Consider the following 21,711-nt stretch of genomic DNA (forward strand, 5'->3'; position numbering starts at 1 on the left):
AATTAGCAAGTGGCCCAAACGTTATACGACAAAATTTGGCAAGCACATACCGTTGCCAGCATAAACGAGCAAACTGATTTACTTTATATTGACCGCCATTTAGTGCATGAGGTGACATCACCGCAGGCCTTTGCAGGTCTACGTGAAAAAAACCGTACGGTACGCTGCCCAGAAAAAACCTTTGCAACAATGGATCATAACGTATCGACTAAAAGCCGATCACTTGATGCCGCAAGCGAAGTATCTAAAAACCAGTTAATGGCACTAGATGCAAACTGTAAAGAGTTTGGCATTGTACTTTACGATTTAAACTCAATTAACCAAGGTATAGTGCATGTAATGGGGCCTGAACAAGGTATTACCCTGCCTGGCACTACCATTGTATGTGGTGATAGCCATACCTCTACGCATGGTGCGTTTGGCGCATTAGCACACGGTATTGGTACGTCTGAGGTTGAGCACGTATTAGCAACGCAAACCCTACAGCAAAAAAAGGCAAAGTCGCTAAAAATTCAAATTAACGGTGTGCTTCGCCCAACAGTAACCTCTAAAGATTTAATTATGGCGGTTATTGGTAAGTTAGGTACAGCTGGCGGTACAGGTTATGTTGCTGAATTTTGTGGTGAAGGCATTGAAGCACTTTCAATGGAAGCCCGTATGACGCTATGTAACATGAGTATTGAAATGGGTGCTAAAGCGGGCTTAATAGCGCCAGATCAAATTACGTATGATTACTTAAAAGGTCGCCCATTTGCACCTAAAGGCACTAACTTTGACGCCGCAGTTGCATACTGGGAAACCTTAAAAACAGATGAAGGCGCTGAGTTTGACTTAAGTGTTGAGCTTGAAGCTAACGACATTCAGCCGCAAATTACCTGGGGCACAAGCCCAGAGCAAGTCATTGGCGTTGATGAATGCATACCAGATCCTGACCAAGAACCAGATTTAATTAAAGCCGACGCTATACGCAGTGCACTTAGATACATGGACTTAAAAGCGGGCGATAAATTATCAAGCGCAAAAGTAGATACAGTCTTTATTGGTTCGTGTACTAATAGCCGTATTGAAGATTTACGTGCCGCGGCAAAAATTGTTGAAGGTAAGCAAGTTGTAGCTGGCATAGAGGCGTTAATTGTACCGGGCTCGGGCCTTGTTAAAAAGCAAGCAGAAGACGAAGGTTTAGCCGATATTTTTAAAGCGGCAGGTTTTGAATGGCGCGAGCCAGGCTGCTCAATGTGTTTAGCAATGAACGACGACCGCTTAGAAGCGGGCAAGCGCTGTGCATCTACGTCTAACCGTAACTTTGAAGGCCGCCAAGGTCGTGGCGGGCGCACGCATTTAGTAAGCCCTGCAATGGCAGCAGCAGCTGCAATACATGGTCACTTTGTTGATATAAGAGGAGAAGTCTAATGAGCGTATTTTTTAGTGGCTTAATGGCCCCGCTTGATAAAAACAATGTAGATACAGACCAAATTATTCCTAAGCAGTTTTTAACATCGACAAGTCGCGATGGCTTTGATGCGGCACTGTTTTACGATTGGCGTTACCTAGAAAACGGCGAACCAAATCCTGATTTTATTTTAAATCGCCCATGCTACCAAGGCGCACAAATATTATTAACGCGCGACAACTTTGGGTGTGGCTCATCGCGTGAGCATGCACCATGGGCGCTTAAGCAATATGGTTTTGAAGTGATTTTAGCGGAAAGTTTTGCTGATATTTTCTTTAATAACTGCGGCAACAACCAAATGCTAGCCATTGCATTACCGGCGGATACGCTTGAGCAATTGTTTGTACTTAGTGAGCAGCACGACGATATAAACATTCAAATTGATCTTGAAAACCAAACACTAACAAGCGATAAATTTGCGCTAATTAGTTTTGATATTCGTAAAGACGTAAAAGAGCGTTTATTAAGTGGCTTAGACTTTATTGGTGTGACCGAAACGCTAAATCCACAAATTGATACGTTTGAAAAACAACTTGCTGCTGAGCGCCCTTGGCAGTAACGAAAAGCAATTAATTACATATGAAAACAAAGCGCGGCTGAGTATATTAGCCGCGCTTTTTTATACCCTAAATTAATGTCTAAAATCAGCCATTAGCGCAGGAATGCCTGGTAACATACCAACAATAGCCATAACGGTAGTTAAAACCACAAACATAATGAGTGGTACAACCCAGCGGCTCATTTTAGTTAAATTAGCACTGCGCTCTTTACAGCCAATTAAGCCTAAGTTATCAAGCAGCATAGTCAGTGACCAACCAAAAGCAGGGTTAACCAAGCTTGACGCAAATACAACTATTGCGGCCGATTGCGTTGTTTTACCTTCGCGTGTCATTTCCATACCTGCCTCAAGCAGCGGAATAAACACACCAACAATAAGCGCAACGCAAAGCACGGGTTGCCAAATGGCTAAATCCATTGGGTAACCCCATAAACCCGCAATAATACAAAATACGGCTGTTAAAATGGCGCCCGCCGGTATAGGGCGTTTAGCAATAGCGGCTGGTACAATGTAGGTCCCCCACGATGAGGTAAAGTTAGCACCACCGGCCAGCGAGCCAAAGGTTTGTCTAACCGATGCGCTTAGCATGGTGTCGTCTATGTTCATTTGTACTTTTTCAGTACGTTGCGGGTAACTAATTTTTTGAAAAACTTGATGCCCTAAAAAATCCGGTGACCACATAGCCACGGCTAATACCGCAAATGGGAGCACAACCACAAAGCTTTCAAGCGTCGGTAGGCCAAGCATCCAACCTGTGTTTTCGCCCCACCAATAAGCTGGGTTCATATTTGGTAAGCCCGGTGCCGTATTAAATTCAAATGGGGCACCGAGTGCAAACGCAACCACACCGCCAATAAGGCAGCTAAGCGGCACCGCTAGCCAGCGCTTTTTAAAATGCTCTAGTAACGCATACAATAAAATGGTGGCCAAAATAACAATAAATGCAATGTGCGCCATATCAATGGCCTCAGCCCATGCAAACAGCTTTTTAACCTGCGAAATAGTACCAATAAAGCCCAAGTATATGAGTAAGCCCCCGCACACCCCCTTACTGGTTAAGCGTGCCAGCAAACTCCCTCCTTTGGTTATCGCTAAAATAAAGCCAAAGACACCAATGAGTAAGCCAAATGCCATAGGGTGGCCACCAGCGGCAACCACAATAGGAATAAGAGGAATAAGTGGGCCGTGAGTACCGGCTAAGTTAGCGGTGGGTAAAATAAAGCCTGAAAACAAAATAATAAAAATAGAAACAATGAGTAATTCATAGCGTACGTTTTCTAAAACAAACGCATCGCTTAAACCTAGTGGCGCTGCAAAAGTAGCGGCAATAGCCCCTACCATAACGACTTTACCAATGGCGCCCGCCATAGCTGGAATCGTGTCTTCAAATTCAAAGCGGTAGTCTCTAAATGGTAAATTAGGCCGCCAGCGCTTTGGCTGCATAATTTGCAGCTCGTGCTCTAGGTATTCGTCGCGGGTATTAAACTCTGAACTGGGTTTATGATTGTTTTGATAGCTGTTGATATTGTCGTGCAATGTATCTTTGTGATCTGAGTTGTGACCCTTTGGGGTAACTGGCATAGTCCCTCCTGTTACTCGTTGCTTATTTTTCAAAACGCCCTAAAGCAAATGAATGGTGAAGGGGCAGGGTAGAACAGCTTTTACTCAGGAATGTATAGGCAAAAGGTCGTGTATGATTATTTTTAATACAGTTAATTAAAAAACAGCTTTACACTAAAAATCATAAAATTACAGAAGGTGATTAAAAGTTTTTATAAATCATATTCTTGATTGCATCATTAATGATGCGCAGAGCTATTTGCCGAATAGTATCGTGTTAACGACAGGTTATTATCCTTTAGTCTTAGTGGTTGTTAAATTTGTTTTATTTCAGGATATTTGCTTGCAGGAGCCGTTAATTTTGTTTTATTTGTGGTGGAATAATACTTCTGTTACTTTCTGATTGTTAATAACAACAATAAAGAATAGAGATGCAATTCAACTCCCCTAAATCAATTGGTATTTTACTTGGTACGCTTTACGGCATATTTATGCGGCTGTTTGTAGAGCTATTTGATACTTATAATTTAAGTAGCCTAGTCTCTATATCATTTATGTTTTTAGTGCCCGTTGCAATTGGCTATATTCGTATTCATTTTGAATTTAAAAGCGCAAAAACATTAACTAAAAGGCAAATGGTGATAATTGCTTGGCAGCCAATTTTTGTTTTTTTACTTGTCAGTGTTATTACGTTACTTGAAGGCAGTATTTGTGTGGCAATGGCTTTGCCTGCCTTTATGATCTTTGCAAGTATTGGCGGTTTACTGGCAGGTTTTATTAAAAATCGCAAAACTAAAAACGCTAACCGTTCTTTACTTTCAATAGCTTTGCTTCCTGTATTGCTCTCACCTATTGAGGTGAATTATTTAAACTTATCAAAAACGTACGAAGTCACCAACTCTATAATTATTGAAGCGCCTATAAACCGTGTGTGGCAGCAGCTTGCAAATGTAAGCATGATAGAGCCTCAAGAATTGCCATTTTCGCTTACCCAATTAATAGGTGTACCTAAACCCTTAGAGGCAAATATGAATGCTACGGGTGTTGGTGCAACCAGAACCAGTAAATGGCAAAAAGGGGTTATATTTAAAGAAGTTATTACGGATTGGCAGCCAAATAAACAGATGCTTTATAGATTTGACATAGACCCTGATGCTATCCCCGATGACGCACTCGATAAACATGTAAAACTAGGCGGCGAATACTTTTCACCTCTTTACGGTGGGTATGAGTTAAGTGAAGATAAAAGCGGCAATACCATTTTAACTTTAAAAACGACCGTGCAAGATAATACAAATTTTGGTGTTTATTCGCGAATATGGGGTGAGGTCATTTTTCAAGACTTCCATCATTCACTTTTAACATTAATGAAAAACAGAGCAGAGAAGCCACTTGTCGCAGTTATTTCCCAAAATTAACTTAAACCGCTATGGTATTAAAAAATTATTATAAGAGTACTTTATGAAATCATTAACGGCAGCAGCGTTATTACTTGCCTCATCGGCAGCTATTGCGCGCCCTGCGCCTTTGGTATCTATACCGACGCATGATGCGTTTTTTAATAATATTGCAGCGCACTGTGGTAAAGCGTTTGAGGGCAAAGTAAGCATAGATAACGCAAAGGGCCCAAGCTCATTTGATAATAAAAAACTAATCATGCATGTACGCAAATGTACTGATAGCGAGCTGCAAGTACCATTTCATGTGGGTGATGATGCATCACGTACCTGGATCATTACAAAAACAGGCAGTGGTTTGAGCTTAAAACACGACCATCGCCATGAAGATGGTACTGACGATGCTTCAACCATGTATGGCGGTCATACACTTGATGCGGGTTATGCACAAATGCAGTCGTTTCCTGCTGATCAATATTCTAAAGAATTATTTGTAGCACAAGGTATTGCGCAATCGGCAGGGAATACATGGCAAATGTATATTTACCCTGAGGTATTTACTTACCGTTTAATTCGTCAAGGGCGCGAATTTAAAGTGGATTTTGATTTAACCAAATCTATTACGCCACCCGCTGCACCATGGGGATACGAAGAGTAAGCTTATTGTTCGGGCTCTTCGCATTGCAATAAAACCGTTAAAGGTGGTTGATAGGCACGTGGCTTAGTAGGAAAACGTTCGTATTCTTGCACGCCTTCAAGCATTTTTAACATAAAGGTATTACCACGGCACAACCTCTCTGCATGGCGAAGTAAAAACATACTTTGATTGGCAAAATGCTTATAGTCGTCTGATTGTATTTCTAGTTTGTAATTGCTGTCGTCAATTTTGGTTTGGTAGTAATGCACTTTATTATCAAAGTCGTATGATTTTTCTTTTTCGATGGTGTCGGCTTGCGCAGTGCCTATACTCGAAAGGCCCACCAGTGCGCTACTAATAATAAAGCGTGGTGAAAATAACCCTTTCATAAAATGTATCCTTTAATTTGCGAACTTAATACCCATTAAATACTCATATAAGTTCGGTTTATGTACGTTAAGTCTAACACCCAAAAAGAGATAATGTGATGTTCAAACAAATAAAACAGCTTTTTGCAGCATTCGATGATCAAGCGCCGAGTATAGAGCCGCACGATTTAAAGACGGCGTTAGCAGCGTTGCTAATTGAAGTCATGCGTGCCGATACTAAGCTCGACCATAATGAACAACACACCCTGACTGTAACCTTAAAAAAATATTTTAATTTAACAGATTCTGAGGTTGAAGAGCTCACCACCAATGCAGCAAGCAGTTTAGATAGTGCAATTGATTACTTTCAGTTTTCAAAGCAGATTAATGAACATTGCAGTGCAGCCGAGCGCATCGAAATAATAGAATTGCTGTGGCGTTTAGCCTATGCAGACGGTGAAATAGACCCACAAGAAGAGTACGTAATACGTAAAATAGCGGGTCTATTATATGTAACGCATGTTGATTTTATCGCCGCAAAAATAGCGGCGACAAAGCAAAAGTAAAGCGTATAAGGTTACTTTAATTTGCTTGCAACACTGACTAATTGATGAGCAAGTGAAGATACTTTATCGGCTACTTCTGGGTCGCTAATTTGGCCATTATCGCCAAAAACAGAAAACGCAGAGGGTACAGCAAGTTGGTCGGCAAGCACTAACGAACCAATGCCGCTTAAAATATCACGTACGTGATTTAAACCGCGTAAACCGCCCAATCCACCCGGTGAAGTAGCAAATAATGCCACTACTTTATTACGAAATGCCGGTACTGCACCTTGCTCTGTACGTGACGCCCAATCGATGGCGTTTTTTAATGGCGCAGTGATCGAGCCGTTATACTCTGGGCTTGCCAATAAAATACCATCTGCAGAGCGGAGTTTGTCTTTTAAAAGCTGGGCGTCGACTGGTGTGCCTTGCGCTTCAATGTCCTCGTTAAATAGTGGAATATCTAATTCGTTTAACTGAATAACTTCTACTTCAGCACCGGTTTGCAAAGCAAAACGTGCTGCTTCATTAATAAGTTTTTGATTAAAGCTTTCTTTTCGTAAGCTGCCCGCAAGAGCGATAATTTTTGGTGCTGACATGGATTTGGCCTTTTTATGTTTTAAGTTACATACCTAATGTAGCAAACTTTTACTTGTAGAAAACCCAAATAAACGCAACACTTATGTGCGTATACGCACATAAGTTTAAGGCAGGGCGCATGGCAATAAAATTTGACGACTGGCAAGACGTAAAAGTAGCCTTTGAAGTGGCTCGGCTTGGCACGCTTACCGCTGCGGCAGAGGCACTAAATGTACACCACAGCACAGTGTTAAGACGAATTAACAGCCTTGAAAAAAACCTAGATACCCGCTTGTTTCATCGCCATGCTCGTGGTTACAAGGTAACTGAAATAGGCGCTAAATTATTTGCTACAGCGCAAACTATAGATACCTCGCTCGAACAGCTACATAACGATATTGCCGCTGCCGATAGTACTTTACGCGGAAGTTTATTACTTACTACGGTGAGTGGGTTTATTGATGTAATGGGCGATGTATGTGAACAATTTCAGGCATTACACCCACAAGTACAGCTTGAAGTTATTTTGGAGCAAAAACGCTTGCGCCTCGATCACGGGCAAGCACATATTGCGCTTCGTGCAGGGCCTAAACCTGATGAAGGTGACTACATTGCTCAGCATCTAGCAAAGCTAACATCCGGTTTATACGCCAATAAACGCTACATTGCCAAGCATGGTATGCCCAAATCGTTAAGTGATTTATCGCAGCATAATTTTGTATCCGGAGTGGCGGGATATAATGCGCGGGTGCCTTATTTTGCTTGGGCAGACGAAAACATTCCTGCATCGCAAATCAAATTACGTGTATCAGAAACCGCCGAGGCTACACGCGCTATTATTAAAGGCTTAGGGATTGGTGGTTTACAGCATGATGTAGCAGCGCAATATAGCGATTTGATTCCTGTTTTACATGGTGAACTAAGTTGGCCAACGGATGTGTGGTTAGTGACCCATCATTTAGTGCATCGCACCGCGAAAGTACAAGCTTTTGCAGGATTATTAAAAGCGCATTTTAATAAGCCTCAAACTCTTAAATAGTTTTTTTAACCTCAATACCTAAACGCTTAGCAAGGCGTACAAGGTTTGCTCTGTCGAGTTCCAGCACTCTTGCAGTTGCTGCCCAGTTATAATTATGCTGCTTTAGTTGCTCGGTTATAACTGTAAATTGTAAAGATTCAACGGCCTGCTTTAATGGCTGATTACAGGCAGTGTGAATGGTGTTTTGCGTGTTAACTTGCACTGTATTACTTAGCTGTGGGGTTAAATCGCAGTGCTCGCTTGTAATCGTAACTATAGGGTTTTGCCATTGGCTTTGCTTAGCCTTTAATGCGCTGCGGCTAATAACATGTTCAAGCTCGCGTACATTACCAGGCCAACTGTATTGGTTAAGCAATGCTTGCGCTTCAGTGCTTAGCTTTAATTGTTTAATACCTAATTTACGGGCTGTTTGCTCAATAAAATAACCAGCAAGTAGGGTTATGTCGTGCTCACGTTTATTAAGTGGCGGCACGGTAATAGGGTAAACACTTAGCCGGTGATATAAATCGGCTCTAAAGCGACCTTGTGCTACCTCATGTTTTAAATCACGATTAGTGGCAGCGACTACTCGAACATCTACGTATTTTGGTATGTCTTCACCAACGGTTTGAATTTCACCACTTTGCAGTACGCGCAGCAATTTACTTTGCATAGCCAATGGCAGCTCGCCAATTTCGTCTAAAAATAATGTGCCGCCATCAGCTAGCTGAAACTTACCTTGGCGGGCATTTTGTGCGCCAGTAAAAGCGCCTTTGGCATGGCCAAAAAATTCACTCTCTGCAAGATTTTCGGGAAGTGAGGCACAATTTAAGTGAATGAGAGGCTGATCTTTACGTGCAGAATTTAAGTGAATATTACGCGCTACTAACTCTTTTCCTACGCCTGTCTCTCCTAAAACCAATACACTAAAGTTAGAGGCAGCAACTAGTTTTATTTCATTTTTAAGCGTTTTTATTACTGGGCTTTGGCCAATTATTTCACCGCCATCGCGAGTAAGTGCATCACGTGTTAACTCTTGCACAAGTGCACTTGAATGCTGCGCATGTTGTTTGTAATGGGCAAGCTCTAGAGCCGTTTTAAAATGTGCACTACACAGCGTTTGTAAGGTGCTTAGCGTATCTGTGCTGATACTGCTAAAGGCATTTGCATTAAGGCTATCAAACGTGAGTACGCCAAGTAGTGCATTTTTATCGTAAAGGGGTAAGCCTAAACAGGCATGCACAGGAATATCGCCTGTTTTAGCCAGCAGTAGGCCGTCGTATGGGTCGGGCAGTGGGCAGTCGTGTGCAAATTGTAATGCGTGGCTAGCACTACAAATAGCCTTAAGGCGAGGGTGCTCTGCTATTTTAAAACGCCTGCCAAGGCTGTCGGGCATCAGGCCTTTAATGGCTAAGGGTTTAAGTTGCTCGCCCTGCACCACAAGTAATGCACTGGCATCGCTAGGTATTACACGCTCAACCGTTGCCAGTAATTGGTCAAAGCTGTGCTCGTGCAGGGTGCTTTGGGCAAGCTCTAAAGCTACTTGGGTGAGGTTGAATTGCTGGTTCATGTCAAAATGACCTATACGTGTTTTTATGATTTAAAATAGGGTAGGTCATAAAGACTCATTTTGTAAAGTGGTTATATTTAACCTGCTGAATAGTAATGCTTTATTTTATTGGCACAGTATGTGTAATAGCTAAGTAACGTTAATGGTTACTGAGGTAGTTATGGACACACTTACAATAAATAATGTAAGCAACAATGTTGAGTTAGGCTCATTTTTTGAATCGCTTTTATTTACTGCTAATGCCGTATTAGGGTTGAGCGTTATTTGTATAGTTGTAAGTATTTTAATTAGCTACTCCTATGCAGAGTACTTTTCGATGCAGGTACAAATATCAGCACATATTAGCACTATTGTAGTGGCAGCTATTTTAAAAGTTAGTTATGTGCTGCGTTGTGTTGCTCAACATGGTTTAGGGCAGGAAGTACGCTAATGCGCCCACTAAATTTAACCGAGCCAATGCCAGCGCACATAGCTATCCATCACGTAACTAAATGGCCGTTATGGCTGCTTGCATTTAGACCTTACTTTTTAGCCGGCGGTTTGCTGGCATTTTTCTCGATAGGGTATTGGTTACTTATTTTATCAGGCCATGCTAGTTGGCACTTAACCATACCAGCTACATTTTGGCACGCGCACGAAATGCTGTTTGGCTTTGCAGGAGTGGTTGCTGTAGGTTTTTTACTTACGGCGGCACAAACATGGACGGGCATTGGAAGTATAAGTGGCAAAGCACTTATGCTACTTACTTTAATATGGGTAATTGCTCGTTTAGCTTTTTTTATTGTGCTGCCAGATTTTGCCAATATTAATTTATTGGCTGTTATTGTGCTGCAGCTAGCATGGTGGATAGGTGCAATTGCTGCGCTGGCTAATATGCTGTTAAAAGCACGCAGTAAAAATAACTATCAGTTTTTAGCTATTTTAAGTGTGTTGTGCTCCCTCAATACACTTTATTTATTACTTGTTTTAAATAACAACATGCAGCTTGCTTTGGCTGTGGTTGACACCGCTGTACTCGTTATTAGCTTACTGGTAGGCATTGTTGCAGGAAGGGTGCTTCCCTTTTTTACTGCTAAAGGTTTATTGCTTAGCGAGCAAACACGCACTCCTAAAATTGATAAAGCACTGCTGTATTTATCAATATTGGCAATTACTTTATTTTTTATCAGTAAGTTATTTTTAAGCTCAATTAGCCCTGCATTAATTGTTGCAATAGTTGCTGCGCTTCACTTAATTCGATCAGGGTTTTGGTGGAACGCAAAAGTGCTAAAAGTGCCTTTATTATGGTCTCTGCATTTTTCTTATCTTGCTTTAGGTGTTGGCTTGATGATGATTGCATTTAGCTTTTACACAAGCGTAATACCCTTCAAAGATGCGCTCCATCTTATCACTATTGGCACAATAGGGATGATGATTTTAGCTATGATGACCCGTGTATCGCTTGGTCATACAGGGCGTACGCTTAGCACCCCTAATTATATATCTGTTGCTTTTGCTCTTGTGCTGGTGGCAGCTATTACTCGCTCAATACTCCCCTTAATTATTGGGCCACACTTTGCTTGGCAGGTAAGTGCTTTGCTGTGGTTAGTGGCTTTTTTGTTATTTTTAATTTACTGCACACCTATATTAACGCGGCGTCGTGTTGATGGGCGTTGTGGTTAGTTTACCTACAGGAACACATTATGTTATCTGATAAAACTATTGAGATTGTTAAAAGCACCGTTCCGTTATTAGCGCAAGCCGGCACGGTTGTTACCGATCATTTTTATAAGCGTTTGTTTAGCCATAACCCAGAGCTTAAAAATATTTTTAATATGGAGAATCAAAACACCGGCCGCCAGCAATTTGCTTTGTTTAACGCATTAGCGGCATACGCCCAAAATATTGATAACTTAGCGGTGTTAAAAGAGGCATTAGCGCGCATTAATCATAAACACACCAGTTTAAATATTTTACCAGAGCACTACCCCATTGTTGGTGCTCATTTAATTGGCACCTTAAAAGAGCTTATTCCTGATCAATTTACGCCAGATGTAGAATACGCATGGCGTGAAGCTTACGCATTGCTTGCTGATATTTGTATTACCGAAGAAGCGGCTTTGTATGAACACAGTAAAAACACACTGGGTGGTTGGGCCGGTACTCGCCAATTTGAAATAACCAACAAGCAAGTTGAATCTGAGCTAGTAACAAGCTTTACACTTACGCCGGTTGATGGCGAAGCGGTTATTACCCATAAACCTGGCCAATATTTAGGTATTAAAGTTAAGCCAGAGGGCGCTGAATATGAAGAAATTCGCCAGTATTCTATTTCGCAAAAAAGTAACGGTAAAAACTACCGTATTAGTGTTAAAAAAGAGCTACAGCCAAAGCCTGGCATGGTGTCTAATTATTTACACTCACTAGCTCAAGGTGACATAGTTGAACTATACCCGCCTGCAGGTGATTTCTTTTTACGCAATAGCACTCAACCGACGGTACTTATTTCAGCAGGTGTTGGGCAAACGCCAATGCTTGCTATGCTCGAAACGTTATTAAGCGATAACCCTAATCACGACATTCTGTATTTACATGCGTGCGAAAATACTCAACAGCACTCGTTTGCACACTATTTAAATGAATTAAGTACGGTTTATAACTGTTTACAAACTATGACGTGGTTTAATCAAAGCAGTGATGGGGCTGACTTTACTGGGTTAATGGATTTAACAGCCATAAAAACACAGTTACCTCTTACAAATAGCGATTTTTACTTATGTGGCCCCGCTGGGTTTATGGCGTTTGTGAAAAGCCAGTTACTGGCACTAGGCGTTAAAAATGAGCATATTCATTACGAAGTGTTTGGTCCGCATCAAGACTTATAAACCAAGTGAAAAATGATAAAGGCACACAGTATTAATGCTGTGTGCCTTTTTAATAGTATTTTATTGCGCTTTACAACTTACGTTTTTAAGCTCAATAGACATATCTTTTTTAGGATAATAAAGCACGCACTGCTCGCCGATTATTTGTAAAACAAATTTTTCAGACTTTATATTATGCGCGCCCATTATGGGCATGCCATTTGGGTCTTTACTATTTCCATGGCTTAGTAAAAGCTCGCTACGTTTGGTAAACACAGTGTCGGCAAGTGTAACTAGCGTGCCACCTTTGGCTTTTATAATGGCCTGTTGTAGCACAGTAATAACGCCCGGGTTAACCTCTGTTAATAGCGCAGGTTTTGCAACGACATTACTCATACTATTACACCCCCCTAGGCTAATTAATACAGTGAGTATTGCCAATAACTTTACCATTATTGCTCCTTAGACAACGTAGGCCATGTTAGGTCCATGTTACCGCGGGTAAGATCATTTGGTGCGTTTAAAGGCTGCAGTTTTTCGCTAGTTGTAGCAAAGCTTGGTACATCTACTTTACTATTAGCGACTGTTGTTGTGATTGGGCACTCACCGTTATTATCTATATGAAAAAGTGCCGTAGATAGTAAAGCTTCGTTGCTATCACCAAGTTGATTATCAAAGTCGTCGTTAACAACACACCCTTGTACATCGGCATTAAATTGTGGCGTTGGTGTAGGGGTAAAGCCAGCGGCATATTCACCAAAGCCTTTGCTGTTAACGCCACTAAATTGAATGGTGTAGTAGGTTGTTCCACAGTTGTGTGTAGGCGTAAATCCGTATGGTTTACCACAGGTTGTATCGCCAATCAGTATCACCTCTGCATCTATCCCTTTTAAGCCATTTACAAACGCTTCAGAGGCTGAACAGGTACCTGATGTACTTAATACATACACTTTAGATAAGTTTAAATCAGGTAATTTATCGCCAGTACTGAAAAACGTTGAGTAGTCTATTTCTTCGTCAATAAACGGGAATGGAGAATCAATAGGCTGCTTATCATTTTGTTGCGTTTGATAGTAAAAACGGTTTTGTACATTCGCGCTCCCCGCCACCATATATGCAAGCTGCGAAGACAGTGCTAATAAACCACCGCCGTTGTATCTAAAATCAATAACGAGTTCGTCCACGTTATCGGTTCTAAATTTATTTACTGCATCAATGAGTCCTTCTTGGGCAATACCTATGTGACTATTAAACTGCATATACCCAACGCGCGTGTTATTGCTTGTTACAATCGTTTGTACATTTTGAACTGGAGTCTGCTCGATGTTACCTGCAGTGACATTAAACGTTTTTTCCGTGCCGTCGTTACTGCGTACAACAATTGTATGTGAGTCACCGTTGGTTGGGCTAAATAAGCCTTCGTTTAAAGTGTCTATGCCTGCTTGGGTATTGGTATTAATACTCACACCATCAACTTCAAGTACAGTATCGCCTCGTTGAAAGCCAATTTGGCTTGCTGGAGAGTTATCTTCAAGGTAAGCAACACGTAAAATTCTATCGGCTGAATCACCAATAAATGCCCAGTTAATACCATAGCCAGAAATGACGCCCGACTGTGCTTCTTGGAAGTAATCTTCAGAGGGTTCTGAAAAATGAAAGTTATCTTTTTTAGCACCCGAATCGGTTAGTTCTTCAGTTTTTAGTTGAGCAAAATACTCAGCCACGGTATCGAACGATTCAGGGTTGTTATCGGCAATTTCATCATACCAAAGGTAGGTTTCGTCACTCCATGAGCGAAGCCATAGTTTTTCGTATAAGGCTGAACCAGCTTGGTCAGGGTATGGTTGGTTATTATTAAACGGGTCGTTACCTGTGCGTGGTGTTTCACAAAAGTTTTTAAGTTCGTCTGAAGGTTCAAATACACCAGCAGTCCATGTCGGTGTGCTACTTGTTGGTGGCGTAACAGGAGATGGTGTATTGTTACTACCTCCGCCTCCACCACAACCTGTTAAAGCAAAAACTGAGAGCGCGCTGATAATTGCAAGCGATAGTGTGTTGTTTTTAAACATGCTAAGTACTTCCTGTAAATAAGTTGTTTAAAATACTACAACACCTGATTATTTATTCAACGTTTAGCTTTTTCTTTATGTAAATAAGTGTGTCATTTTTATTTGCAAAGCAGGGGCTTGAATTTCTTTATTAGCGGGTAGGCGCTATTACAATTTATTGGTCGTGTTTTTTAGTGCTAGGTCTTGTTTTTGCCAGGCATTAAAGAGTTTTTGTTGCTGTTTTGAAATTTTTAAATCATATGTTTTTTGCATGTAAGCATAGGCGTCGGCAATTTGTTTTCGGGCATAAAGCGGAGGCTCTACAACACGTTGTTTAAAGTTTACTTTTACATTACATTGGCCATATTGGGTCGCGGGCTCACCCAGCATACCAAAGCGGTAATTAGAACGGTCAGCGTTTATTTCGCCAATGGCGGGGGCTAAATTGTTTATGTCGGCTTCCATCTTCCTAAATTTAGCACTGACCTTACGGCAATTTTTTCGCCCGCCGTTTTGCCAACATTGTAGTTGATGGCCAAACTCCCATGCCGGCACTATGTGCTCCCATTCAATACGTAAAGCGCGCTGATTTATTTTGCCAGAGCGCGTGAACGTATTACGAGGTACATAGCCACAACCCGTTGGATCTGGCACTAGTTTTTTACCTTGTTTTTTAATATCACAACCGCAATACAGGCTTTTTGCATTGTTCGGTAGTGTTTTTATTAAGTGCTTTTTAGCAGTAGAGAAACGAGTAAAGTCTTTACTTGATACCGAAAAACAGACACAGCAAGCCAGTAAGGCCAAAATCAATCGGGTCATATCCATCACATACGTGAACTACAGGAGCGCCTAGTTTACTGGCTTAACAGGCAAACATACACTTATTTAAAACTGCGTTTAATCCTTATATTTTGCAATAGCAGCAAAAAACCACTTAAACAAAAAAGTACACTGGTTGCTGCAAAGCTAATTAATAAAGGATTATTAAAGTTTTCACGCTCATCGTAATCCATAATATGAAGCATCCAAAAGAAGTCGAAAATTCGCCACAGTGTACTGCGCACAGTAATCACTTGGCCTGTATCTGATGACAAATAGAGGGTGGTGCTAAATGTATCGTTAAATTGTACTTGCCATACATTTTTTTTATAACCGCTTTCTCGTGGTCCTACCGCTAATAATGCGGTACTTTCGGGTTGAGCATCAATAAGTAAATGTGCGTGCGCATTAGCAATTATTTGCTGTTTGTTAGGTGCTTTAAATGGTTGCCCAGTGATGCCATTAAAGCTTTGTTGGTTGTCTTTACTGGTTACGGTTATAAGTGGGGTAGATAAAAAATGCGCAAAGGTTATTTTAGTCGGATTAGTGACTTGCGAAACAATATCATCAATTGATGCGACGTAATGATGGCTTTTAAAAGGGTTGGCTAGATTGCGTGTTGCTAGGTGTTTTCCATGTACTTTTTCAAGCGGAATAGCGCTCATCACTAAACCGCCAAGCAACCAAGCTAAAATTTGTAGGCCTAATAAATAGCCTAACCATTTATGAAGTTTACGTGCTGGCTTAAATATTTTTTTCATAGGTGTTTATCTTATTATTTTTAATAAACATTTTACGCGAATGGTAGGCAAGGTGAGTGCGACAAAATGTCGCACTAGTACATTAAAACTGAGTTGCAGCACAATAGCGCGAATAGTAAGTAGCAATAACACTCTAAAATAAGAGTATTAACTGATAAAGTGTCTATTTATAGGGTGTTGATTTGGTATAACGATAAAACTGCGTTAAAGTTTGCAAGGTAACCATTAGAGGATAAATACGAAACAATGTCGGAAATTCAATTTTTAAATGTAGATCTAGAGCTTGAGTCAAAACAAGATATTAGTGTGCTGGTGGCCGACCTAAAAAAAGTCGCAACGATTTTACATTATGACAAAGACGAATACCGTCAATTAGCGCGTATTGAGGTAGCTGGCGATGTTAAATCACCAGACAAAGCAATAAACCATATTTGTGAGCTTATTGAATCGTGTTCACGCAATGCATTAAAGCAATGGTTAAGCTGTTCACGCAGAACGTTTGATATAGGGTTTGAGTCAGGCACATCGCCAAAGTGTTTTAATCAAGCTTTACATGCAGATACACTACTTCGTATATCTGCTATTGGCGCGGGTATGGAAATAACAATTTACCCTCTCGAGAAGTAACCTACGCTTTTCGTTCAACAACGGCTGCGGTCATTTTTGATACGCAGCACAGCTCGTTACGGCTATTTGTGATTTTTATTTCCCATACTGAACTACGCTTTCCAATATGAAATGCGCGTGCTGTTGCCGTTAATGTACCATTACGAGAAGCCTTTAAATGGCTTGCGCTTATTTCTTGCCCAACACAGTAAAATTTTGTGAAATCGACAACAAAATTAGCAGCATAGCTGGCTACCGTTTCTGCCAGTACAACGTTAGCGCCGCCATGAACCATGCCAATAGGATTATGATGTGCAGGGATTGCAGGCATAGTTGCGACTAAGTAATCATCGCCTATCTCTGTTATTTCTATTCCCATGGTTTTCATTAGGGTACCTTGGCCATTAATGCCTTCGTCCAATTGTTTGCACAGTGCTAATGTAATCGGTTGATGCCAAATACTCATATAGATTCCTTTAAATTTAATGAAGCAAGTTACTATTTTTATAGGCTATTTTAGAAAGCACCTAAAATGTACACGTAAGGAAGTAATTTGGCTATTTGAACGGGTAATTTAAATTTGCGATTTTTATTTAACTGTATATACTCACAGTTAAATGTACTGTATGGAAAACCAGTTGTATGCGCCCATTAACTAAACGCCAAGCTCAAATACTCGAATTAATTAAAGTGTTTATTAAAGACACTGGTATGCCGCCTACACGTGCTGAAATAGCACAAACGTTAGGGTTTAAAAGTGCAAATGCCGCTGAAGAACATTTAAAAGCCCTTGCCAAAAAAGGGGTGATTAAAATGAAGCCAGGCGCAAGCCGAGGGATTCAACTTGTTGAAGAAGAGGAACCGGAGCAATTAGGTTTACCGCTTATTGGTCGAGTTGCGGCGGGTTCACCCATTTTGGCGCAAGAGCATGTTGAGAGCCACTGTAAAATTGATCCATTAATGTTTAAACCAGCTGCTGACTTTTTACTGCGCGTAAATGGTATGAGTATGAAAGATATAGGCATTATGGATGGCGACTTACTTGCTGTACATAAAACACAAGTGGCTGAAAATGGCCAAGTTGTGGTTGCCCGTGTTGATGACGATGTAACAGTAAAACGTATTGAAAAGGCAGGTCGTCAGGTATTACTTCATGCCGAAAATGACGAGTTTGCACCAATTAAGGTCGACCTCGAAACTGAGTCATTCAACATTGAAGGCTTGGCAGTGGGTGTTATTCGTAACGCAGACTGGATGTAGCTTTACCATATTTTATAAATTGCGCACTATTTTGGTGCGCATTTTTATTTTTTTAAATTTGTTTTTTTTATTCATACTCCTTATTTCATTCTCAGCCCTTACTACCTCTCGATTTTAGCTACTTTTTTCTACGCTAAACTAAATCAACTCTCTACTTTTTACATATTTATTGTTTGTTTTTAATACAAAAAACTTGCATGCTGGTTAAATATTAACTAATTGTTAATGAACTGACGCTGGCAATACTCATCGCTTTTAAGTTTTGAGCACACACAATAAATTTGTTGCTAGCGCAGTGAATGCCAATTTTTTTATAAATCAAATGGCATTAATACAAAAATAAAAATAACGAATTGGCGTTTAAGCCGTATGCCTCTTCGCTTTGCACTAGCAACAGCATCAAAGGAGTCGTCACATGGGTAAACTTAGTTGTACCTTGTGGCTTATATTGTGTGTTTTTCCGCAGTTAGCGTTGGCCAACAGCCAATATAATATGCGCAAGGGCGTTACAGATATAAGTGAAAATGTTTACGAATTACACATGACCATATTTTTTATATGTTGTGTAATTGGAATAATAGTGTTTGCCATCATGCTTTGGGCACTCATTCATCATCGAAAATCTAAAGGGGCGGTTCCCGCTCAATTCCATGAAAGTACTAAAGTAGAAATTCTTTGGACTGCAATACCATTTGTTATATTAATTGCGATGGCAGTGCCAGCTACAAAAACGTTAATAGCGATGGAAGATGCCAGTAAAGCCGACTTAACAATTAAAGTGACAGGCTCGCAGTGGAAATGGCATTATGAATACATGGGAGAAGATGTAGAGTTTTACTCAATGCTTGCAACCTCTCAAGATGAAATTACCAATTTAGCAGATAAAAACCCGAATTATTTGCTTGAGGTAGACAAACCCCTCGTACTGCCAATTAATCAAAAAATTCGTTTTTTAATGACCTCAGATGATGTTATTCACTCTTGGTGGGTACCAGACTTTGCCGTTAAAAAAGACGCAAATCCGGGCTTTATTAACGAAACATGGACCAACATAAACGAAGAAGGAATTTACCGAGGCCAGTGTGCTGAGCTGTGTGGTAAAGATCATGGATTTATGCCTGTTGTAGTTGAGGCTAAATCTGAAGCTGATTTTAAAGTATGGCTTGCCGACGCTAAACAAGCTAAACAACAAGCAGCTTTAGCTGATGCAGCTTTACTTGATCAAACATTACCAAAAGAAGAGTTAATGGAACTGGGTGCTCAGGTATACATGGCAAGTTGTGCCGCGTGTCATCAGCCTACAGGTATGGGGCTACCGGGCGTATTTCCGGCTCTTAAAGGCAGCCCAATTGTACTTGGCGATATAAAAGGTCATATAGACATACTTATTCATGGGAGCCCAGGCACGGCAATGCAATCATTTGCCAAGCAGTTATCTATAAAACAATTGGCTGCGGTTATTACTTACAAGCGCAATGCATGGGGTAACGATACCGGTGATGTTATTCAGCCTAGTGAGATTCAAGCAGCACTTGATGCCGACGCGGAGGCTAACTAATGAGTAGCATAGCAGAACAACCTAATGCCAACGAAGCGCACCATGCTCATTACCCAGCTAAAGGCTTTAAACGTTGGCTTTATACAACTAATCATAAAGATATTGGTAGCTTATATTTAATATTTTCGCTGACCATGTTTTTAATTGGTGGCGCAATGGCTATGGTGATCAGGGCCGAGTTATTTCAGCCAGGATTACAGTTAGTCGACCCTCACTTTTTTAATCAAATGACCACAGTTCACGGTTTAATAATGGTGTTTGGTGCCGTTATGCCGGCTTTTACGGGATTAGCCAATTGGATGATACCGTTAATGATAGGTGCGCCAGATATGGCATTACCTAGAATGAATAACTGGAGCTTTTGGATTTTACCTTTCGCATTTTTAATTTTGCTTGCTTCTTTATTTATGCCTGGAGGAGGTCCTGCTTTTGGCTGGACCTTCTATGCTCCGCTTTCAACCACATACAGTAACGACAATACTGCCTTGTTTGTATTTGCGGTGCACATTATGGGTATTAGCTCAATTATGGGTGCTATTAATGTGGTTGTGACTATAGTTAATTTGCGTGCACCTGGGATGACGTGGATGAAACTCCCCCTGTTTGTATGGACATGGCTAATAACGGCATTTTTACTCATTGCTGTTATGCCCGTTTTGGCAGGGGCGGTGACCATGGTTTTAACCGATAAATATTTTGCGACTAGCTTTTTTGATGCTGCCGGCGGTGGCGATCCGGTAATGTTCCAGCATATATTTTGGTTTTTTGGTCACCCCGAAGTTTACATCATGATTTTGCCAGCCTTTGGTATCATTTCAACCATAGTGCCCACTTTCTCGCGTAAAAAGCTATTTGGCTATGCATCTATGGTTTATGCCACGTCATCTATAGCATTGCTAAGCTTTATTGTGTGGGCGCATCACATGTTTACCACCGGTATGCCGGTAGCTGCAGAGCTATTTTTTATGTACTCCACAATGCTGATATCGGTACCTACCGGCGTGAAAGTATTTAATTGGGTAGCCACCATGTGGCGCGGTTCTATTAGCTTTGAAGTCCCTATGATGTTCAGTATTGCTTTTATAGTGCTGTTCACATTAGGTGGTTTTTCAGGGTTGATGCTTGCTATTACTCCCGCTGATTTTCAATACCACGACACTTATTTTGTAGTGGCTCACTTTCATTATGTGTTAGTGACAGGGGCGGTATTTTCTATCATGGCGGGTGCTTATTACTGGCTGCCAAAATGGACCGGCAATATGTTTAATATCACGCTGGCTAAGTGGCATTTTTGGTTGTCGTTAGTCAGTGTAAATGTGCTGTTTTTTCCAATGCATTTTGTAGGTTTGGCTGGTATGCCTCGCCGTATTCCTGATTATGCACTGCAATTTGCAGACTTTAACGCAATTATAAGTATTGGTGGTTTTGCATTTGGTTTATCTCAGCTGTTGTTTGTAGTGGTTGTTTTTAAATGTGCAAGAGGCGGCGAAAAAGTCCCTGCAAAAGTATGGGATGGCGCTGAAGGGTTGGAGTGGGAAGTTGATTCGCCAGCGCCTTATCACACTTTTTCAACACCACCGGAAATTAAATAATGACCCATGCACCGCTCCTTAAACGCTTAGTACTTATCAGCATAGGTATGTTTGCGTTTGCGTTTGCCTTAGTGCCGTTATACGACGTGTTTTGTGACTTAACCGGGCTTAATGGGAAGCCATCGTTAGAGCAAGCGCAGCAAAGTAGCGTGATTGAGCAAACAAGAGACGTTAGCGTGAGTTTTACAACTCATGCACAAAGCGGTGCACCTTTTGAAGTGAAATCAAAAGAGTACAGTGTGGTTGTGAAACCCGGAGAAATGCGAGAAGTCGTTTTTAGCGCAAAAAATAGTAGCGAACTCGATAAAGTTATGCAGGCTGTACCGTCTGTTTCACCTGGGAAAGCAGCAAAATATTTACATAAAATGGCCTGTTTTTGCTTTGATCAACAACCCCTAAAAGCGGGAGAAGAGCTCGAATTTAAATTGCTTTTTTATGTTGATACAGCGCTTCCAAGTGATGTTGAAGAGCTAACTTTATCTTATACCGTATTTGATATTAGTGAACAGCTAGTAGCCAGTAATAACTAGCGTTTAAT

Annotated in this window: 23 protein-coding genes; 14 read left to right on the top strand and 9 right to left on the bottom strand. The window is 40.9% G+C overall.

Annotation, left to right across the window (positions count from 1 at the left end; all coding sequences use genetic code 11):
* The first annotated feature begins 9 nt into the window (after positions 1-9).
* The gene (gene leuC / locus ATS76_RS05475) at positions 10-1,410 is read left to right on the top strand and encodes a 3-isopropylmalate dehydratase large subunit (protein ID WP_058551357.1); all 1,401 of its coding nucleotides are present in this window, start codon (positions 10-12) and stop codon (positions 1,408-1,410) included.
* Positions 1,410-2,009, top strand: coding sequence for a 3-isopropylmalate dehydratase small subunit (gene leuD / locus ATS76_RS05480; protein ID WP_058551358.1), 600 nt, complete (start codon positions 1,410-1,412; stop codon positions 2,007-2,009). The genes leuC and leuD overlap by 1 nt, the downstream gene beginning before the upstream one ends.
* Positions 2,010-2,081: 72 nt before the next feature.
* On the opposite strand, the gene ATS76_RS05485 is transcribed toward leuD, so the two are convergent.
* Positions 2,082-3,590: a DUF3360 family protein gene (locus ATS76_RS05485; protein WP_058551359.1), complete on the bottom strand. Its 1,509-nt coding sequence runs from the start codon at positions 3,588-3,590 to the stop codon at positions 2,082-2,084.
* Between the two features lie 410 nt (positions 3,591-4,000).
* Between ATS76_RS05485 and ATS76_RS05490 the strand changes: the two genes are divergently transcribed.
* Both ATS76_RS05490 and ATS76_RS05495 read left to right on the top strand, forming a co-directional pair.
* On the top strand, positions 4,001-4,987 hold the full coding sequence (locus tag ATS76_RS05490) for a hypothetical protein (RefSeq protein WP_058551360.1): 987 nt from the start codon (positions 4,001-4,003) through the stop codon (positions 4,985-4,987).
* Between the two features lie 43 nt (positions 4,988-5,030).
* Complete coding sequence (locus tag ATS76_RS05495) at positions 5,031-5,624, top strand: hypothetical protein (protein ID WP_058551361.1); 594 nt, start codon at positions 5,031-5,033, stop codon at positions 5,622-5,624.
* Positions 5,625-5,626: 2 nt separating this feature from the next.
* Here the strand turns inward: ATS76_RS05495 and ATS76_RS05500 are convergent, their stop codons facing one another.
* Positions 5,627-5,992 (bottom strand): hypothetical protein, encoded by a 366-nt coding sequence (locus tag ATS76_RS05500; protein WP_058551362.1) that lies wholly within the window; start codon positions 5,990-5,992, stop codon positions 5,627-5,629.
* A 98-nt stretch (positions 5,993-6,090) separates the two neighbouring features.
* Here ATS76_RS05500 and ATS76_RS05505 point away from each other — a divergent pair, with 98 nt between their 5' ends.
* A complete protein-coding gene (locus ATS76_RS05505; protein WP_058551363.1) occupies positions 6,091-6,537 on the top strand; it encodes a tellurite resistance TerB family protein in 447 nt (148 codons plus the stop codon).
* A gap of 11 nt (positions 6,538-6,548) precedes the next feature.
* On the opposite strand, the gene ATS76_RS05510 is transcribed toward ATS76_RS05505, so the two are convergent.
* Entirely contained in the window at positions 6,549-7,115 is a 567-nt protein-coding gene (locus ATS76_RS05510; protein WP_058403636.1) for an NADPH-dependent FMN reductase, read from the bottom strand.
* A gap of 119 nt (positions 7,116-7,234) precedes the next feature.
* Here ATS76_RS05510 and ATS76_RS05515 point away from each other — a divergent pair, with 119 nt between their 5' ends.
* Entirely contained in the window at positions 7,235-8,134 is a 900-nt protein-coding gene (locus tag ATS76_RS05515; protein ID WP_058551364.1) for a LysR family transcriptional regulator, read from the top strand.
* Here ATS76_RS05515 and norR read toward each other — a convergent pair.
* Positions 8,127-9,683, bottom strand: a complete 1,557-nt coding sequence (gene norR / locus ATS76_RS05520; protein ID WP_058403634.1) for a nitric oxide reductase transcriptional regulator NorR — start codon at positions 9,681-9,683, stop codon at positions 8,127-8,129. The two genes, ATS76_RS05515 and norR, sit on opposite strands and share 8 nt — an antisense overlap.
* Positions 9,684-9,843: 160 nt before the next feature.
* Between norR and ATS76_RS05525 the strand changes: the two genes are divergently transcribed.
* The 3 genes from ATS76_RS05525 to hmpA are packed head-to-tail and all read left to right on the top strand — an operon-like array spanning position 9,844 to position 12,547.
* Positions 9,844-10,113 carry a hypothetical protein gene (locus tag ATS76_RS05525; RefSeq protein ID WP_058551429.1) on the top strand — a complete coding sequence of 90 codons (270 nt, stop codon included), beginning with the start codon at positions 9,844-9,846 and terminating at the stop codon, positions 10,111-10,113.
* A complete protein-coding gene (locus ATS76_RS05530) occupies positions 10,113-11,345 on the top strand; it encodes an NnrS family protein (RefSeq protein WP_058551365.1) in 1,233 nt (410 codons plus the stop codon). Before ATS76_RS05525 ends, ATS76_RS05530 begins: the two co-directional genes overlap by 1 nt.
* A 20-nt stretch (positions 11,346-11,365) precedes the next feature.
* Complete coding sequence (gene hmpA / locus ATS76_RS05535; protein ID WP_058551366.1) at positions 11,366-12,547, top strand: NO-inducible flavohemoprotein; 1,182 nt, start codon at positions 11,366-11,368, stop codon at positions 12,545-12,547.
* A 60-nt stretch (positions 12,548-12,607) separates the two neighbouring features.
* On the opposite strand, the gene ATS76_RS05540 is transcribed toward hmpA, so the two are convergent.
* The 4 genes from ATS76_RS05540 to ATS76_RS05555 form a co-directional block, all read right to left on the bottom strand.
* Positions 12,608-12,979, bottom strand: a complete 372-nt coding sequence (locus ATS76_RS05540) for a hypothetical protein (protein ID WP_058551367.1) — start codon at positions 12,977-12,979, stop codon at positions 12,608-12,610.
* Entirely contained in the window at positions 12,979-14,595 is a 1,617-nt protein-coding gene (locus ATS76_RS05545; protein WP_058551368.1) for a S41 family peptidase, read from the bottom strand. The genes ATS76_RS05540 and ATS76_RS05545 overlap by 1 nt, the downstream gene beginning before the upstream one ends.
* Positions 14,596-14,742: 147 nt before the next feature.
* The gene (locus ATS76_RS05550; RefSeq protein ID WP_058551430.1) at positions 14,743-15,396 is read right to left on the bottom strand and encodes an endonuclease; all 654 of its coding nucleotides are present in this window, start codon (positions 15,394-15,396) and stop codon (positions 14,743-14,745) included.
* 62 nt (positions 15,397-15,458) lie between these two features.
* Positions 15,459-16,157, bottom strand: a complete 699-nt coding sequence (locus ATS76_RS05555; RefSeq protein WP_058551369.1) for a hypothetical protein — start codon at positions 16,155-16,157, stop codon at positions 15,459-15,461.
* A gap of 246 nt (positions 16,158-16,403) precedes the next feature.
* Here ATS76_RS05555 and ATS76_RS05560 point away from each other — a divergent pair, with 246 nt between their 5' ends.
* Positions 16,404-16,784 carry a hypothetical protein gene (locus ATS76_RS05560; protein ID WP_006793771.1) on the top strand — a complete coding sequence of 127 codons (381 nt, stop codon included), beginning with the start codon at positions 16,404-16,406 and terminating at the stop codon, positions 16,782-16,784.
* A gap of 1 nt (position 16,785) precedes the next feature.
* Here ATS76_RS05560 and ATS76_RS05565 read toward each other — a convergent pair whose 3' ends face one another.
* Positions 16,786-17,229, bottom strand: a complete 444-nt coding sequence (locus ATS76_RS05565; protein WP_006793772.1) for a PaaI family thioesterase — start codon at positions 17,227-17,229, stop codon at positions 16,786-16,788.
* Between the two features lie 176 nt (positions 17,230-17,405).
* Here ATS76_RS05565 and lexA point away from each other — a divergent pair, with 176 nt between their 5' ends.
* From lexA to ATS76_RS05585, 4 genes are all read left to right on the top strand, one after another.
* A complete protein-coding gene (gene lexA, locus ATS76_RS05570) occupies positions 17,406-18,023 on the top strand; it encodes a transcriptional repressor LexA (RefSeq protein ID WP_006793773.1) in 618 nt (205 codons plus the stop codon).
* Between the two features lie 415 nt (positions 18,024-18,438).
* Positions 18,439-19,581 carry a cytochrome c oxidase subunit II gene (coxB, locus tag ATS76_RS05575; protein ID WP_058551370.1) on the top strand — a complete coding sequence of 381 codons (1,143 nt, stop codon included), beginning with the start codon at positions 18,439-18,441 and terminating at the stop codon, positions 19,579-19,581.
* Complete coding sequence (gene ctaD, locus ATS76_RS05580) at positions 19,581-21,173, top strand: cytochrome c oxidase subunit I (protein ID WP_058551371.1); 1,593 nt, start codon at positions 19,581-19,583, stop codon at positions 21,171-21,173. The genes coxB and ctaD overlap by 1 nt, the downstream gene beginning before the upstream one ends.
* Entirely contained in the window at positions 21,173-21,703 is a 531-nt protein-coding gene (locus ATS76_RS05585; RefSeq protein WP_058551372.1) for a cytochrome c oxidase assembly protein, read from the top strand. Before ctaD ends, ATS76_RS05585 begins: the two co-directional genes overlap by 1 nt.
* Positions 21,704-21,711: the final 8 nt, after the last annotated feature.

This window comes from Pseudoalteromonas sp. 10-33, from assembly GCF_001469195.1.
Lineage (GTDB): Bacteria > Pseudomonadota > Gammaproteobacteria > Enterobacterales > Alteromonadaceae > Pseudoalteromonas.

Bases quoted from the DNA above. Each gene is read 5' to 3' on its own strand.
- ATS76_RS05560 (WP_006793771.1), top strand. From the start codon at position 16,404: ATGTCGGAAATTCAATTTTTAAATGTAGATCTAGAGCTTGAGTCAAAA.
- ATS76_RS05545 (WP_058551368.1), bottom strand. From the start codon at position 14,595: ATGTTTAAAAACAACACACTATCGCTTGCAATTATCAGCGCGCTCTCA.
- ATS76_RS05540 (WP_058551367.1), bottom strand. From the start codon at position 12,979: ATGGTAAAGTTATTGGCAATACTCACTGTATTAATTAGCCTAGGGGGG.
- ATS76_RS05585 (WP_058551372.1), top strand. From the start codon at position 21,173: ATGACCCATGCACCGCTCCTTAAACGCTTAGTACTTATCAGCATAGGT.
- coxB (WP_058551370.1), top strand. From the start codon at position 18,439: ATGGGTAAACTTAGTTGTACCTTGTGGCTTATATTGTGTGTTTTTCCG.
- hmpA (WP_058551366.1), top strand. From the start codon at position 11,366: ATGTTATCTGATAAAACTATTGAGATTGTTAAAAGCACCGTTCCGTTA.
- ATS76_RS05515 (WP_058551364.1), top strand. From the start codon at position 7,235: ATGGCAATAAAATTTGACGACTGGCAAGACGTAAAAGTAGCCTTTGAA.
- ATS76_RS05565 (WP_006793772.1), bottom strand. From the start codon at position 17,229: ATGAGTATTTGGCATCAACCGATTACATTAGCACTGTGCAAACAATTG.
- ATS76_RS05555 (WP_058551369.1), bottom strand. From the start codon at position 16,157: ATGAAAAAAATATTTAAGCCAGCACGTAAACTTCATAAATGGTTAGGC.
- ATS76_RS05550 (WP_058551430.1), bottom strand. From the start codon at position 15,396: ATGACCCGATTGATTTTGGCCTTACTGGCTTGCTGTGTCTGTTTTTCG.
- ctaD (WP_058551371.1), top strand. From the start codon at position 19,581: ATGAGTAGCATAGCAGAACAACCTAATGCCAACGAAGCGCACCATGCT.
- norR (WP_058403634.1), bottom strand. From the start codon at position 9,683: ATGAACCAGCAATTCAACCTCACCCAAGTAGCTTTAGAGCTTGCCCAA.
- ATS76_RS05485 (WP_058551359.1), bottom strand. From the start codon at position 3,590: ATGCCAGTTACCCCAAAGGGTCACAACTCAGATCACAAAGATACATTG.
- ATS76_RS05495 (WP_058551361.1), top strand. From the start codon at position 5,031: ATGAAATCATTAACGGCAGCAGCGTTATTACTTGCCTCATCGGCAGCT.
- ATS76_RS05505 (WP_058551363.1), top strand. From the start codon at position 6,091: ATGTTCAAACAAATAAAACAGCTTTTTGCAGCATTCGATGATCAAGCG.
- ATS76_RS05510 (WP_058403636.1), bottom strand. From the start codon at position 7,115: ATGTCAGCACCAAAAATTATCGCTCTTGCGGGCAGCTTACGAAAAGAA.
- ATS76_RS05490 (WP_058551360.1), top strand. From the start codon at position 4,001: ATGCAATTCAACTCCCCTAAATCAATTGGTATTTTACTTGGTACGCTT.
- leuD (WP_058551358.1), top strand. From the start codon at position 1,410: ATGAGCGTATTTTTTAGTGGCTTAATGGCCCCGCTTGATAAAAACAAT.
- ATS76_RS05500 (WP_058551362.1), bottom strand. From the start codon at position 5,992: ATGAAAGGGTTATTTTCACCACGCTTTATTATTAGTAGCGCACTGGTG.
- ATS76_RS05525 (WP_058551429.1), top strand. From the start codon at position 9,844: ATGGACACACTTACAATAAATAATGTAAGCAACAATGTTGAGTTAGGC.
- lexA (WP_006793773.1), top strand. From the start codon at position 17,406: ATGCGCCCATTAACTAAACGCCAAGCTCAAATACTCGAATTAATTAAA.
- ATS76_RS05530 (WP_058551365.1), top strand. From the start codon at position 10,113: ATGCGCCCACTAAATTTAACCGAGCCAATGCCAGCGCACATAGCTATC.